16 protein-coding genes and 2 pseudogenes are annotated in these 13,725 nt (G+C 40.0%); 11 read left to right on the forward strand and 7 right to left on the reverse strand.

The features are described 5' to 3' along the window. The first annotated feature begins 396 nt into the window (after window positions 1-396). From BK584_RS21335 to BK584_RS21345, 3 genes are all read left to right on the forward strand, one after another. Entirely contained in the window at window positions 397-1,173 is a 777-nt protein-coding gene (locus tag BK584_RS21335; RefSeq protein WP_078394456.1) for a formate/nitrite transporter family protein, read from the forward strand. Between the two features lie 123 nt (window positions 1,174-1,296). Further along, on the forward strand, window positions 1,297-1,659 hold the full coding sequence (locus BK584_RS21340) for a Na-translocating system protein MpsC family protein (RefSeq protein WP_078394457.1): 363 nt from the start codon (window positions 1,297-1,299) through the stop codon (window positions 1,657-1,659). A 107-nt stretch (window positions 1,660-1,766) separates the two neighbouring features. Next, the gene (locus BK584_RS21345; RefSeq protein WP_078394458.1) at window positions 1,767-4,124 is read left to right on the forward strand and encodes an FdhF/YdeP family oxidoreductase; all 2,358 of its coding nucleotides are present in this window, start codon (window positions 1,767-1,769) and stop codon (window positions 4,122-4,124) included. Between the two features lie 89 nt (window positions 4,125-4,213). On the opposite strand, the gene BK584_RS21350 is transcribed toward BK584_RS21345, so the two are convergent. Then, on the reverse strand, window positions 4,214-4,780 hold the full coding sequence (locus BK584_RS21350) for a TetR/AcrR family transcriptional regulator (RefSeq protein WP_078394459.1): 567 nt from the start codon (window positions 4,778-4,780) through the stop codon (window positions 4,214-4,216). A 303-nt stretch (window positions 4,781-5,083) separates the two neighbouring features. On the opposite strand from BK584_RS21350, the gene BK584_RS21355 reads away from it, so the two are divergent. Then, window positions 5,084-5,710 carry an FMN-dependent NADH-azoreductase gene (locus BK584_RS21355; RefSeq protein WP_078394460.1) on the forward strand — a complete coding sequence of 209 codons (627 nt, stop codon included), beginning with the start codon at window positions 5,084-5,086 and terminating at the stop codon, window positions 5,708-5,710. Between the two features lie 87 nt (window positions 5,711-5,797). Here the strand turns inward: BK584_RS21355 and BK584_RS21360 are convergent, their stop codons facing one another. Beyond that, entirely contained in the window at window positions 5,798-6,304 is a 507-nt protein-coding gene (locus BK584_RS21360) for a DNA topology modulation protein (protein WP_078394461.1), read from the reverse strand. Between the two features lie 262 nt (window positions 6,305-6,566). Between BK584_RS21360 and BK584_RS21365 the strand changes: the two genes are divergently transcribed. After that, window positions 6,567-7,022: a GNAT family N-acetyltransferase gene (locus tag BK584_RS21365; RefSeq protein ID WP_078394462.1), complete on the forward strand. Its 456-nt coding sequence runs from the start codon at window positions 6,567-6,569 to the stop codon at window positions 7,020-7,022. A 140-nt stretch (window positions 7,023-7,162) separates the two neighbouring features. Further along, window positions 7,163-7,291, forward strand: a pseudogene (locus BK584_RS25185) (AraC family transcriptional regulator); the annotation flags it as partial. An 18-nt stretch (window positions 7,292-7,309) separates the two neighbouring features. On the opposite strand, the gene BK584_RS21370 reads toward BK584_RS25185, so the two are convergent. Then, window positions 7,310-7,579: a UTRA domain-containing protein gene (locus BK584_RS21370; RefSeq protein ID WP_078394463.1), complete on the reverse strand. Its 270-nt coding sequence runs from the start codon at window positions 7,577-7,579 to the stop codon at window positions 7,310-7,312. 1 nt (window position 7,580) lies between these two features. Here BK584_RS21370 and BK584_RS24820 point away from each other — a divergent pair, with 1 nt between their 5' ends. The 4 genes from BK584_RS24820 (at window position 7,581) to BK584_RS21385 (ending at window position 10,685) form a co-directional block, all read left to right on the forward strand. Continuing rightward, window positions 7,581-7,739: a hypothetical protein gene (locus BK584_RS24820; protein ID WP_169871447.1), complete on the forward strand. Its 159-nt coding sequence runs from the start codon at window positions 7,581-7,583 to the stop codon at window positions 7,737-7,739. A gap of 399 nt (window positions 7,740-8,138) precedes the next feature. After that, a complete protein-coding gene (locus BK584_RS21375) occupies window positions 8,139-9,239 on the forward strand; it encodes a DUF418 domain-containing protein (RefSeq protein ID WP_078394464.1) in 1,101 nt (366 codons plus the stop codon). Window positions 9,240-9,373: 134 nt separating this feature from the next. Continuing rightward, a complete protein-coding gene (locus BK584_RS21380) occupies window positions 9,374-10,348 on the forward strand; it encodes an NAD(P)H-quinone oxidoreductase (protein WP_078394465.1) in 975 nt (324 codons plus the stop codon). Window positions 10,349-10,400: 52 nt separating this feature from the next. Continuing rightward, window positions 10,401-10,685 carry a hypothetical protein gene (locus BK584_RS21385; protein ID WP_139365729.1) on the forward strand — a complete coding sequence of 95 codons (285 nt, stop codon included), beginning with the start codon at window positions 10,401-10,403 and terminating at the stop codon, window positions 10,683-10,685. Between the two features lie 114 nt (window positions 10,686-10,799). Here BK584_RS21385 and BK584_RS21390 read toward each other — a convergent pair whose 3' ends face one another. The 3 genes from BK584_RS21390 to BK584_RS25195 form a co-directional block, all read right to left on the reverse strand. After that, complete coding sequence (locus tag BK584_RS21390) at window positions 10,800-11,162, reverse strand: DUF2512 family protein (RefSeq protein WP_078394467.1); 363 nt, start codon at window positions 11,160-11,162, stop codon at window positions 10,800-10,802. 165 nt (window positions 11,163-11,327) lie between these two features. Then, complete coding sequence (locus BK584_RS25190) at window positions 11,328-11,597, reverse strand: hypothetical protein (RefSeq protein WP_245808935.1); 270 nt, start codon at window positions 11,595-11,597, stop codon at window positions 11,328-11,330. Between the two features lie 6 nt (window positions 11,598-11,603). Next, window positions 11,604-11,735: a hypothetical protein gene (locus BK584_RS25195; RefSeq protein WP_245809028.1), complete on the reverse strand. Its 132-nt coding sequence runs from the start codon at window positions 11,733-11,735 to the stop codon at window positions 11,604-11,606. Between the two features lie 268 nt (window positions 11,736-12,003). On the opposite strand from BK584_RS25195, the gene BK584_RS21405 reads away from it, so the two are divergent. After that, window positions 12,004-12,633 carry a LysE family transporter gene (locus BK584_RS21405; RefSeq protein WP_078394470.1) on the forward strand — a complete coding sequence of 210 codons (630 nt, stop codon included), beginning with the start codon at window positions 12,004-12,006 and terminating at the stop codon, window positions 12,631-12,633. A 2-nt stretch (window positions 12,634-12,635) separates the two neighbouring features. Here the strand turns inward: BK584_RS21405 and BK584_RS21415 are convergent. Then, window positions 12,636-13,718 (reverse strand): annotated as a pseudogene (locus BK584_RS21415) (Ger(x)C family spore germination protein). Window positions 13,719-13,725: the final 7 nt, after the last annotated feature.

A 13,725-nucleotide genomic window follows, 5' to 3' on the forward strand; every position in this document is an offset into this window, starting at 1 on the left:
ATGGACAAGCGTTTTTATTGGATCCATTTAAGAAAAAGTGCGAATGTGGGCTAGGAATGGGACAAGAAAATTTGGGCTCAAATAACGCTTGTAAGCCCCATTGCCTGCTTTAACGCTTTCATGCTATACTAGAAATCAAGTAAATGAAATGCTTGTTCACTTTTTGATACGAGATAGCGACCCTATTATCGGTTAAATCTGTTTGCAAGAATCGTATAGTGATTTACTGTTGGCCTGTAGTAGCGAACCCTGCTATTTTCTAACCGTTGATCTCTTCGTGGAAGGATAGGTAAATTCTATTCTTTTATAGGGGATCAACGGTTTTTTTGTTGTGGTGGTTCCGCTTTCATGGCATCTGCTCTTCAAATAAGTACATAATGAAAGTTGGTTAGGCGTATGGCATTTCACCCACCAAAAGAAACGGCAGAAATGGCTGTCGGTATTGGAGAGAAGAAAGCAAACTTCCCTCTGTCAACACAGGTGGTTCTAGGTTTTTTAGGCGGCGCATTTGTCGCATTTGGTTTTTTATTAACCGTTCGTGTTACTGGAAACCTTCCAGCAGAGTGGGGCTCGATTGTCTCATTAATTGGCGGAGCCGTTTTCCCAGTTGGGCTTGTTTTAGTGATTCTCGCGGGAGCTGAATTGTTAACAGGCAATATGATGGCCTTGCCGATGGCACGAGCATCAAAAAAGATTACAACAATGGCGATTGTGAAAAACTGGACGGTCTTAACGATCACCAATTTTATTGGCGCAATCTTTGTCGCGTATTTATTTGGTCATTATTTAGGATTTACCTCAACAGGTCCATTTTTAGAGCGAACCGTCGCGATGGCTGGAAGCAAAATTGATGACACATTCATGCAAGCGTTTGTGTCAGGGATTGGCGCAAACTGGCTCGTTTGTTTGGCCGTCTGGGTCGCATTTAGTGCGAAAGATGTTGCCGGGAAAATTCTTGGCATCTGGTTCCCAATTATGGCGTTTGTAGCGATTGGATTCCAACATGTTGTTGCCAATATGTTTATTATTCCAGCAGCTATTTTTGCCGGTTATTACACGTGGGTTGATTATTTAGTCAATTTCGTACCGGTCTTTTTAGGAAATGCGGTTGGAGGAGCAGTCTTTGTTGGTTGTCTGTATTGGTTCACTTATATGCGTAAAACAACCCAATAATCTGAATGAATAAAGAGAGAAGTAGGAGCATAGATAAATAAATCCTTTGTGAACTGTAATCTGCGAATATATGGTACTATCTAAAAAGAATCATTGAATCATCTTTTTATGCAGGAGGCCATCATGAATAAATATGAGGCAGAGTTCAGCAATCTCGTCCGTTCATTTCGGAAAAGACATATGGGAAAAGGTCCTAGTAAAATTACAACAACGTTTTGTAAGAATTGGGCGATTTGTGAAATGGAAGGCAATCTCTCACCAGTTGAAAAGTTTATGGCGACTGCCAATGACGGGAAACAATTGCTTCGGTCTGCACGGACAGAAATGGTGAAAGATATGTATAGAAAAAACCATCCTGTTGAGATGGAAGAACTTCTTGGATGCAACTTTCTTGACCTATTTGTTGATATTGATATACCAAACGATTTTGGCATGTCGATCTTTATCTTCAGTGAAAACCTTGAAGAGAAGTTTTCGAATGCATAGGTTTGGCACTTGGCAGCGTCCCTGCTAAAGACTTAACCACCGTTGTAACTTTTCTTAAAAGAGAGGTGTACGGTGGTTTTTTAGATGATTAGAGGAGGAAGAAGAAGATGGGGAAAACGAAGCACGAGGGTCCGATTAAAGTATCAAAAATGCCAGCACCAAAGTATTGGGTAAGTCCCATTCCATTTGGTTTAGGAAAGGTGAAACCAAAGCATATTCGTGACACGATGAAAACGGTTTGGGACAACAAAGATAATTTAAACTATGCTAAAAACATTTTAACAAAAGGGGTTTGTGATGGATGTGCGCTAGGTGTTTCTGGTTTGCAAGATCAGACGCTTAAAGGACCGCATATTTGTACAACGCGTTTAAATGTTTTACGCCTAAACACAATGCCAGCGATGAAAGAAGAAATCGTTCATGCAGATATTGATGAATTAAAAAAATACAGCAGTGAAGAACTACGTGAACTTGGTCGTGTGCCCTATCCTCTTATACGTCGGAAAGGCGAGCGCTCGTTTTCTCGTCTTGAATGGGATGAAGCAATGGATCTCATTGCGAAGAAAATGAAAACACTCGATCCTAAACAATACGGCTTTTATTTAACGGCACGAGGCATAACGAATGAGTCGTATTATGTTGCTGGTAAAGTCGCTCGTTTTCTTGGAACAAATCATATTGACAACGCGTCTCGCATTTGTCATTCACCTTCAAAAACAGCATTAAAACGCTCAATTGGCGTTGGCGCAAGTACATCGAATTACCAAGACTGGATTGGGACGGACGTCTTAATGTTCTGGGGATCGGTTGCTTCAAATAGCTCACCAGTATCAACAAAATACATGCTTGCTGCGAAAAAGCAAGGCACAAAAATTATTGTTGTTAACCCGTATAGAGAACCAGCGATGGATGAGTATTGGGTACCTTCAAATGCTGAATCGGCGTTGTTTGGTACAAAGGTTGCAGATGATTTTTACCAAATTAACATAGGTGGAGACATTGCCTTCATGCACGGGATTATGAAACATTGGTTTGATATGGAAGAAGCGACACATGGTTCTGCAATTAATCATGCGTTTGTTGAAGAGCATGTCAACGACTATGAAGCGTTAAAAACGAACGTTCAAGCACAATCATGGGATGAGATTGTGAAGTCTTCTGGTGTCACTCAAGAACGGATTATTGAGCTTTCAGAGCTTCTTGCGAACAGCAAAAACGCCGTTTACGCATGGGCGCTTGGATTAACGATGCACTCTTTTGCGACAGATAACATTTCTCAAGTAGCGAATCTTGCCTTGCTACGTGGGCACCTTGGACGTAAGCACGCAGGTTTAATGCCATTCCGTGGTCACTCAAGTGTACAAGGTTCAGGCGAAATGGGATCTGATCCATTTGTTTTACCTGGCGGTGGCTGGGAAGACGAAAACGTTGAGCGAATTGAGAAGCTGTGGAATTTTGAGCTTCCGAAATGGCAAGGGGACATTTGCGGGGTATCTCTTGAAAACGCGGTTCTTCCTGAAGACCATGAACGCAAATTAAAAATGTATTATATGAGCGGCGGGAACTTTTTAGAAACCATGCCGAATCCCCATTTCATTGAGAAGGCTTTGTCTGAACTTGATATCCGTGTTCACCAAGATATTATTTTTAATACATCTACACTTGTTGAAGCAAAAGAAGCTGTTATTGTACTTCCAGCGAAAACACGTTACGAGCAAGATGGTGGTGGGACATCGACATCAACTGAGCGGATGGTGTATTTCTCTCCAGAAATTAAAGGGAATAAGCAGCTTGTTGAGGAAGCACGTGCGGAATGGAAGATTTACATTGATTTAGCAAAGCGTGTAAAACCAGGTACGGCTCATCTTGTAGATTTTAAAGACGGTCAAGAGATCCGTGATGAGATCGCGCTTGCGAACCCTAGCTATAATGGCGTTCAACATTTGAAAAAAGAAGGGGACGTTTTCCAATGGGGTGGCGCTTGGTTATGTGAAGACGGGATTTGTCCAACTCCAGACGGCAAAGGGAACTTAATTTCTGTTGATATTCCTAATTTAAACAAGCCAGAAGGCACATTTTATGTAACAACACGTCGAGGTAAGCAGTTTAACTCAATGGTATATAAATCAACGGACCCATTTAACTCGGCGAAGCGCTACGACGTTTTGATGAACGAAGAAGATGGCAATAAGCTAAACATCGCGAATGGTGAACCAATTGTTGTTTACAACCAATACGGTACATTCCAGGGAAAAGCTCACTTTGCAGAAATTGCAACAGGCAACGTTGGTTTGTTCTTCCCAGAAGGAAACTTCTTAATTCCTAAAGGTATTTATGACGGTCCATCTGGAATTCCGCAATATAGCGTAGCGGTAAAAGTAGAAAAAGCAGAACGTTTCCACGCGAAAAAAGACGTTGATTATTTAGAGAAACGTATTGATGATTTGGAAATGACGGCTGATTAATGTAAAAAGTAGACCAGGTGCGCCTGGTCTACTTTTAGGCTCAAAAAAGAAGCATTCAGCGATCTGAATGCTCCGACTACTATCGGTGGCTATGGTTTTAAAGCTATTTCACCAGTCATGTACGGGACAACGACTTTTATATACTCTTCTGGCGCTGTATCGCTATGCTCACGCCAATCAACCGCAGCTCCGTAAATACCCCAGCTAAGCATAACGGCTCCAATACGGAGAGATTGTTTGTCTTGATCTGGGTGTTGGGCAAGTAAAATCCGATAAAAAGCTTGTTCCAATTCTTTTTTTATGACGGTTTCGATTGATGATGTAAATTCCTCAAAGCTGCGCTTACAGCGCGAAGCAAGCGATGTCTGAAACGAAGTAATGGATAAGAAAATGGCCGTAATCGTTTCATGGTCAAGCTGGTCTTGTTGATCAATTTCTTGAATGACGTTTGTCATCAAATCTTCTTTTAATACTTTTTCAAGCAAATCGTATTTATCATTAAAATGGTAATAGAAAGTTGCACGGTTGACCGTTGCTTCATCTGTAATGTCTTTAATGGTTAATTCTTTTAAGCTCTTTTTTGTTGAAAGTTGAATAAAAGAATCCATAATCAACTTGCGCGTACGAATGATGCGCGGGTCCATCTTTTTTTCCATACGTACCATTCCTTTCTTTAATAAGGAGCGTCTGGCTTAACTATACAACAACTGTTGCGTAAATAAAAACAAATCGTGACTTTTAAGACAGATAACATAATTTGTTGTATAAACGATAAAATATCGAAATTGATGGTTGAAAACTGGAGTAATCCTGCTAAAATTCATTTATGCAACAAGTGTTGTTTAAACGATCTATGTAAAAAAGCGAATGGTGTTAAAGCTATCCTTCACTGCCACTAAAAAAAGCGTGCGTGAATAGAGAAGATTTATCATTAATTAAACCAACAGGAGATGACCAACATGAATGTATTAGTTATAAAAGCAAATAACCGTCCGGCTTCACAAGGTGTTTCAGCAAATATGTACGAAACGTTTTTAAACGAAATTAAAGAAAACACAAATTTGAACATTACTCAATATGATGTATTTGAAGAAGATACACCGTTCTTTGGCCAAGATGCATTTAATGCAATGGGCAAACAACAAAGTGGCGAAGCACTTACGGATCTAGAAGAGCGTTTAGTCGCAGCACAAGCAAAAGCTCAAAAACTTGTTACAGAAGCTGACTTAATTGTTGTTGCTTTCCCACTTTGGAACTTGTCTATTCCAGCAAAACTTCAAACATTTATGGATTACATTTATCAAGCTGGATTCACGTTCAAATATGATGCTGAAGGCAATATGCTTCAGTTAATGAAAGAAAAGAAAGTCATTTTACTAAATGCACGTGGTGGTATGTATTCATTGCCTGAAATGGCACAAATGGACATGTCTGTAAACTACATGCGTAATGTATTTGGCGGGATTTTCGGAATGGAAATCATTGACGAAGTGATTATTGAAGGACACAATGCCCAACCAGAAAAAGCGTCTGAAATCATCGCTAATGGGTTGGAGCAAGTAAAAGAAGTGGCTAGAAAACTTTAATAGTTGTACTTATTGTCCTAAATATCGAGTGAAATACCTACAAATTGAACACGCTAAAAGGTTTGGATCATTTAATCCAAGCCTTTTCTAATGAATTTCTACTATGAACTGTTGTACTTCTTTTGGCGACTTTAATACAATGATTTTCTTATCAGTAGATAATTGTTTAAGTCTTTTTAGGATTGCTGGTCTTTTCGTTTTAGGGTAGTTCCATATCCATTTGAAAAAATCTAAGTCAAATCTTTCTTCGCAACCTACTGCCATATCTGGTCTTGTTTTGTTTCGATACCGCAACATTCTTTTAAATGCACGATAGACACATATGGTTCTATGAATATCGAGAAAAATAAACATATCTGCTGCGTTAAGTCTTATATCCATCGTTCCCCCATAGTTCCCATCAATAATCCACTCTGGTTTTTTTACTAAATCATTTTGAACTTTTCTTTGCTCATCTTTGGGGACACCCTTCCAATTAGGTCTCCAAAATAACGCATCGAGGTGATATACATTTATTCCTAATGTTTCCCCTAATTTTCTTGCTAATGTTGATTTTCCTGACCCTCCTGAACCAATAAGTATGATTTTCTTCATCGTCTCCCCCTGTAGTCATCCATTCTTTTTAAGATTCATTTTAGCATAAAATTCCATTTATCTTTAATAAAAAAGAACTTCTGCAACAGACTAACTAGTATGCAAATTTATTTCTCCACAAAAACTGAACTACTTAGATTCATCTGCGGTCCTTTTTCTAAATGAACGTTTGTTAGAAAATCTATCAATGGTATTCCTTCTTCTTTATGTGCCGAGTATACTATGAATAATCAACCATCATGTTAAGAAAAGGATAGCGATTATGAACATTAAAACAGACAACTTAATACACACAGAAGTCATTGGTCTCATTAAACAACATTTAAGTGAAATGGCAGCTACATCTCCTCCTGAAAGTACACATGCGCTTGGGATCGAAAAGCTAAAGGCGCCAGATGTCACTTTCTGGAGTGCGTGGATTGATGGAGACCTAGCTGGGTGCGTCGCAATAAAAGAAATTAACTCCAAGCACGCTGAGATAAAATCAATGCGAACAGCAGACGCTTTTTTACGAAAAGGGGTGGCGGCAAAGTTGCTGGAGCATGTGATTCGCGAAGCGGGGGAGCGAGGCTATAAACGATTGAGTCTTGAAACCGGTTCGATGGCCTACTTTGCGCCAGCTCGCGCGTTATATAGCAGGTACGGTTTTAATGAATGTCTACCTTTTGAAGGGTATGAAGAAGACCCAAACAGTGTGTTTATGACAAAAGCGCTATAGCATCATTTGAGCAAAGCAGCCTACGTGAGGGGCTGCTTTTTCTTTGTATCTTTAACCAATGCAAGCACAACGATCATCCCGAGAATACACGCTGTTCCAAGCCATTGAAATGCGCCAAACGGTTCGTTTAACCAAAAGATGAACTGAACGTGACGGAAGTTGGCTATCAAGTAGGCTTTAATAGCACGAGTTACTTTATTGGTAAATTTCGTGAAGGAATGAAGCTGACGCAGCTTGCGTATAAAAAGGAAAAGACCAAACGGCGATAACCTGTTTGGCTTTTTTTGTTACTTTTTTCTGAACTGGTGCTTAAAGCGGTTAAACGGGGTGAAGTACGAAACCGCATAGTCCAGGTTAATGAGCTCACTGTATTCAAAGACGCGACCGTCATTAAGAATACCACGGTTCATCATTTTCATCGCAGCAACGCCTTTTTTGCAATTTAACAGATGGGCTTGTTCTTTAGTCACATTCACTGCACTGTAAGTCGTGATAAAGTGGGAGATGTCGTAACCGCATTGCTGCACATATTCATGGACAGAGCCGGCGGCAATTATCTTGCATGGTTTATTAAATCAACATTCGTCAAAAGAAACGATTTCGTTTGCAACCGTAGTCGCAGCTTTAAAGCATACCGTCGCAGGTGACACCAACCTTTTTCAAAAACATGAAGTGGATGCATTTGCTCAGCAAACAAATGCGGCGATTCAGAGATAGTAGGAATCGAATGGTTCTGCTTGTTGTACTGTCAATTAATGATAGAAAATAGAGGGAATGACGCTTTGTGGCGCCCTCTGGCATCGTTCTTCTATGTCAGGGGGCGGCTTGCGTTTACACATGAAATCGAGAAGGTCTTTTTTCTGTAGTAGCCACACGATTAGATTGAAGCAACTGTGGAAAGCGAGTGGATGATCAAATCAAACAATGAACCAGCTGAATACGATTTTGAAGTATGGAGTTCACGCTGGGATAACTTAAGTTTATCCTTTGAAGGGAAAACGCGATTTATCTACTATTCTTACAAAAATGTAACGTTTACTTGTTAGAATGACATGTAAATCGATGCCATCTCCACTGTGTTGTTGCTAGGATAAAGCAAGACACAGGGGGGGTTATATGGATAAGCGATTGGAAGTGATTGATGCATTACGAGGGTTTGCTCTCTTAGGCATTATTATTGTCAATGTTCGTTTTTTCAATGAGGCGTTTGCGGTAATCAGTTTGGGTGGATTACCGGCTGAAGGTCGCGTAAATACGACAATTGAGGTTCTTATTTCAATTTTTTTTGAAGGGAAATTTATTCTGCTCTTTTCCTTCTTATTTGGTCTAGGAACTTGGTTTATTTATATCGGGGCAAGTAGAGAAGGAGCATCGTTTGCAAGCCGATACTTCAAACGAATTGCGTTCTTATGGATAATAGGAATCTTCCACGGCACCTTTATTTGGTATGGGGATATTCTGTCGATTTATGCGATGGTTGGTTTGATTCTGCTCTGCTTAGTGAAACGGTCTTCAAGTGTGATATTCACTTTCGCGATTATAAGCACACTTCTTATTCCAGTAATCCTTTTGGTGTTTGATGGTAGCGGCTATTCAAATGAACTGACTATTGAAACGGATACATTGATAAGCTACCAAGAAGATAGTGCAGCCGCTTATCGTGATGGCACATTTTCAGAACAACAATTGCAACGGCTAAATGATTACATAGGTAGCTTGTTGACGATGGTTTTATTTGTCCCGCAAATACTAGGAATGTTTTTACTTGGTTTATATGTTGGAAAAAGGCAGCAAGGAATCTTTACAAACAAAAAAACGATGAAAAAGCTAGCTGTCTTTGGAATGGGGCTAGGTCTTCCAATTCAAGTGATTAATGTAATTTATGATCATCAATTGCTTCAGAGTGTCGCTCACTTTATTGCTGCGCCAATTCTCATGTTTGGATATGTTGGATGTTTCTGTTTGTTGTATCGGGTTTTTCCAATACGTGGTTTGGTTGCAGTAGGCAGAATGGGTTTTACAAATTACTTGATGCAATCGCTCCTTCTTGCTACTCTTTTTTATGGCTTTTCATTATTCGGAGAGATGGTTACTTGGCAAACGTTTGTTATTAGTTTGACTGTTTTCATCGTCCAATTCCTGTACAGTTCCGTCTATATGTCGCGTTTCCGAACAGGACCGCTGGAGTCAGTTTGGAGAAGCGTGTACAAGCGCTAATCACGCTTTAAAAGATGATTTTAATAGATATTCTTAACTCATGTTAGTAATCATAAATCTTGATCAAGGTGTTTGCTTCTTAAATTGGTGGGATATTAAGATAAGGAAAATAGGAATGAAGGAGTTCAAACGAAATGAAAGCAATAACAGTCAAACAGCCTGGTGATGCGAAACAACTTCAAATAAGCGATCAAGACAAACCAAAAACAAAAGATAGCGAGCTGCTTGTTCGCGTCAAAGCGGCCGCTGTGAATCGGACGGATTTGTTGATGCGCGAAGGTAAAGCTGGGTATGAGACGAACCCGATTTTAGGAGTGGAAGTCGCAGGCGTTGTGGAGCAGTCGCCAGACGAAAGAAACTTTGTGATAGGTGATCGTGTTATGGGTTTGGTAAACGGTGGTGGGTACGCCGAATATGCGGTCATGCCAGCGGAACGAGCGATGAAAGTGCCCGTAGCGTTATCATTTGCTGAAGGAGCTGCTATTCCAGAAGTCTTTTTAACTGCGTATCAAACGTTGTTCTGGCATGGGAAGTTGCAAGAGCAAGAAACGGTCCTAATTCATGCAGGGGCAAGTGGAGTCGGAACAGCAGCGATTCAGCTGGCGAAACAATTAAAAAACGCAACCGTGATTGTAACGGCGGGATCACAAGATAAGCTTGATTTCTGTCAGTCGCTTGGAGCTGATGTGCTGATTAACTATAAAGAGGAAGACTTTAGTGAAAAAGTAAAGGAAGCAACAAATGGCAAGGGAGTCGATGTGATTCTTGATTTTATCGGCGCAGATTATTGGGAGAAAAACCTTGCGAGCATTGCAACGGAAGGGCGATGGGTGTTGATTGGTATTCTAGGCGGCGCAGAAGTGGAAACATTGAACTTGTTTGCGTTAATGTCAAAGTGTGTCCAATTAACGGGAACGCTGCTCACCCCTCGAAGCGATACGTATAAAGCAGAGCTAACAAACGAATTTGCTCATGTGGCGCTTCCTCTTTTTGAAAAGAAAACACTCCAACCGGTTGTGGATAAAATTTTCCCTATTGAAGAAAGTACAATAGCCCATGAGCACATGGAAGCGAATAAAAACATTGGCAAAATTGTTTTGAGTGTTTAAAAAAAGGAGATCGTATTTCGATGGGTTCACGGGGTCTGTGGTCCTCTTAATAATGTCAGGTTTAACGTATAATTACTTTGTCTCGGCAAATCCGCTTCTGTTTAACTACCCGGGTTTACTTTGGGGATTAATCGGATTCGGGATTTTAATAGAGCTCATTAGCTTAGTGAAGAAGTCAGTACCTGGTCAATTTGTGGCGGCCTCACTACATTTGTTTTTAGTTGTTCCAACGATCTTTTCGATAGGTAGTATTCTTTTGATTATAGCAATGATCGAAATCGCAGGTGCTTTATACTTCATCTTGAAGTCAAACCAACTGAAACAAAATCAGGTTTAGAAGAGCGGCAAGTGAAATAAATGATTTGCGTTTGTACGTTGGTCGTTCGAATCGAGCGTGCAATGGAGATAATTGGTCTTTTTATTCCCGCGGTTTGCAACGTACACGGATTCGTCAGTACCGTCCTAGGTTTCTCTTTTTAAGCTTGCGTAATAAATACGGGTGAAAGAAGAATTCACCACTTGTAATGAGCAAAGCGGCAAGAAAAGACGGCAACCACGGCGTTGACTCAATAGGAAAGAGTACTCTTGCAAGAATTGCTAGTCCTAAGAAGGCGAGTGGGAAATCCGTAATCGTCGCAAGTGTCGTTCCAATCCTTGGCATAATATACAAATCACCAAGATAAGCAATAAAGGTAAAGATGAGACTTAGGAATAAGGTTGTACCTAGTGAAAAACCAAAAAACAAAGTGAAGATAATTGTAAGAATGAATGTAGTCATAATAAGTTTGATGATTAATCCTTTTAGTACAGTCACTGCTATCCCTCCTCATAAATCATTTTTTGTTAGTATGCTCTTTCCACCCTCAAACGATGCATGGTTCCTCCTTGCAAAAATCTGACTATATACTAATTTTCCTTTTCTTATGTGTTTTTTAAAACACGTTAGCGGCAATCCAAATGAGCGCGATAAATCCTAGACTTAAATAGAGACTAGGGCGTCAGTTGATTCCAGACCAATAACTGCAAGGGCTGCAAACATAAGCAAAATCGAAAGAACAAACGTAATCATGCTGAAAAAATGTGGATTAAGCAACTTTATATTTGAGAAAACGATGACGGTCCAATTGAACAGGATCAAAATGCCAGCCGCTGTTGTAATATACTCGAATAATTTCCCAGGCAATAGTAGTGCTGCAACAACGGCTGCAATGAGGCCACATATTGCAAAGCTTAATGAAGCAAGTGGCAAGTCTTTTTACTTCAATCGTTTTGCGAACACTTTAGGGGCGTTGTTGTCTTTGGCTAAGCTTGCAAGCAAAGTGTTTACGCCAAATAAAGAAGCAGTCATTGCAGAAAAACCAGCAACAATAATAGCTGCATTTAACACATGAGGAAAAAAAGATAAGCCAATCAGCAAGTGCGGTCACAAAGGGGCTCTCTTTATCGGTAAACGATTTTATAAGGAACCATACTGACGGCAAGTTCGAGAGAGGTGATGTAAGCGTCATTGCCTTGTTTTGTTTTTTTAACTTCGTACGTGATTTTGCTATCAACTAAATCTCCTTTTCTTATAACTTTTTCAAATTGAATGCAACGTTTTTGTCGTACAACCCCTTCTGTCTGAATAAAGTAGAAAAAAAGTAAGGGGGCTTGCAATGATTGTTTTAAGCTATGTGCTTCTCGGAATTTCTCTTGCGGCGCCTATGGGGCCTGTCAATGCGGCACAAGTAAATAAGGGACTTCGTTTAGGGTTCTATCATTCATGGCTTGTTGGTTTAGGAGCGATGGTAGCGGATGCCTTTTATATGGGCGCTGTTTATATTGGTTTGTCCAAATTTCTCATGTATGAAGGTGTAAATGTATTTCTATGGTTATTTGGTTGTTTTGTCCTTATTTACACCGGGGTGGAAACGATCGTAAAGACAACGGCTAACGCAAATATGAGCGCAGAAGTCCGGAAGAAAGAAACACTATGGCAATCGTTTCAATTTGGTTTTTTCTTATCCATTTCCAATCCATTAACCATTCTTTTTTGGTTAGGGATTTATGGTTCAGTTTTAGCCAAAACAATCACAATGTATGAGCCTACACAAATATGGCTTTATAGCTGTGCGATATTTCTTGGCATTGCTTTGTGGGATTTCCTTATGGCTGTTATCTCAAGCACCGCAAAACATTTTATGAGTGATCGCTTGAAACTTGGTATCTCCTACGTGTCGGGATGTTGTCTCATTGGTTTTGGCGCATACTTTGGTTTACATGCGGTTGAAGTACTCTTTTATTAACGTTAATTGACGATGCCATGGTAAACAATCTCAGTGTCTACTGTTGCCGTAATAGGCATGTTCGGGTAAGACTGTTTCCAGTCCATTTCTTGCCAATCATTGTAATAAAATGCACGCAAGTGTTTGCCAATCCCAAAATAATCACAATTAACATCTTGTAACGTTTGTATGATCTCCTAACATTCACTTGTGAGACGAGCTTCAATGTGCTTATTTAAATCAAGGACATGTTCTTCAATATATAAACTATCTTTTGGGTATTCCACGACATTTAATGTGATGGAAATATGGAAATTGGTGCTAAATTCGTGATCGCCTGTCTTTGTAATATTTATCTCATGATCTCTGCTAACTATATCAACGGTCGCAAAATTATTGGCGTGAATCTTCTCATCATTGCTTACACGAACATTTAGGCGGGGATGTTTGTTATATTTGTCATCCAGTAAAAGCAGCCGTAATGTTTGATCTGCATCAATTTCACCTGTCATATGTTTATCATTAAATAATGCCAAACCAGATAAGACCACATTTTCACGATCAATCACATTTAGCAGTGGTAAAGCAAAATCGGCGCCATTATCAAACATATGGGATAGTATGTCTTCTAGAGATGTTTCTGGAATAACGCCGGTTTCTTCAAGACCAAGTAGCAAATCGCCTAAATAATCACTGATAAGAGGCGTTTCAGCCGTTTTGACATGCAGGGCATTTTTTGCTGGTCCATCCACAATGCCAATTCGTGCATTGGTTGTTGAAATCGGTGAGCGGTAATGGACGTCTAGCATGGAATAAATGTTTTGTTCAGCAAGTGTTCGACTTAAAAGCGTCACTCGGTTTTTGGACGCAAATAAATCTCCGGAAACCTTTCGATCCAAATGTATTCGACTGTCTCGAGGCGTGTTTCCAATGGCAGAGATAACAACGGGCGTTTGCGATGTTCCAATAGAAGCGCCGCTTTCATTTTGTGAACCACCGATGGTGACAATGGTTGTTTCAATCAGCCCGTCATCTGTTTGGTCAAGAGCTTGACTGTAAATTAAGTTAATGTCTTTAACGAGTCGTTGGTCCCAGCATCCAGTCAAAATAAAA

It is taken from the genome of Shouchella patagoniensis, assembly GCF_002019705.1.
Taxonomy (GTDB): Bacteria; Bacillota; Bacilli; order Bacillales; family Bacillaceae_D; genus Shouchella; species Shouchella patagoniensis.

Bases quoted from the DNA above. Each gene is read 5' to 3' on its own strand.
- BK584_RS21335 (WP_078394456.1), top strand. From the start codon at position 397: ATGGCATTTCACCCACCAAAAGAAACGGCAGAAATGGCTGTCGGTATT.
- BK584_RS21340 (WP_078394457.1), top strand. From the start codon at position 1,297: ATGAATAAATATGAGGCAGAGTTCAGCAATCTCGTCCGTTCATTTCGG.
- BK584_RS21345 (WP_078394458.1), top strand. From the start codon at position 1,767: ATGGGGAAAACGAAGCACGAGGGTCCGATTAAAGTATCAAAAATGCCA.
- BK584_RS21350 (WP_078394459.1), bottom strand. From the start codon at position 4,780: ATGGAAAAAAAGATGGACCCGCGCATCATTCGTACGCGCAAGTTGATT.
- BK584_RS21355 (WP_078394460.1), top strand. From the start codon at position 5,084: ATGAATGTATTAGTTATAAAAGCAAATAACCGTCCGGCTTCACAAGGT.
- BK584_RS21360 (WP_078394461.1), bottom strand. From the start codon at position 6,304: ATGAAGAAAATCATACTTATTGGTTCAGGAGGGTCAGGAAAATCAACA.
- BK584_RS21365 (WP_078394462.1), top strand. From the start codon at position 6,567: ATGAACATTAAAACAGACAACTTAATACACACAGAAGTCATTGGTCTC.
- BK584_RS21375 (WP_078394464.1), top strand. From the start codon at position 8,139: ATGGATAAGCGATTGGAAGTGATTGATGCATTACGAGGGTTTGCTCTC.
- BK584_RS21380 (WP_078394465.1), top strand. From the start codon at position 9,374: ATGAAAGCAATAACAGTCAAACAGCCTGGTGATGCGAAACAACTTCAA.
- BK584_RS21385 (WP_139365729.1), top strand. From the start codon at position 10,401: ATGTCAGGTTTAACGTATAATTACTTTGTCTCGGCAAATCCGCTTCTG.
- BK584_RS21405 (WP_078394470.1), top strand. From the start codon at position 12,004: ATGATTGTTTTAAGCTATGTGCTTCTCGGAATTTCTCTTGCGGCGCCT.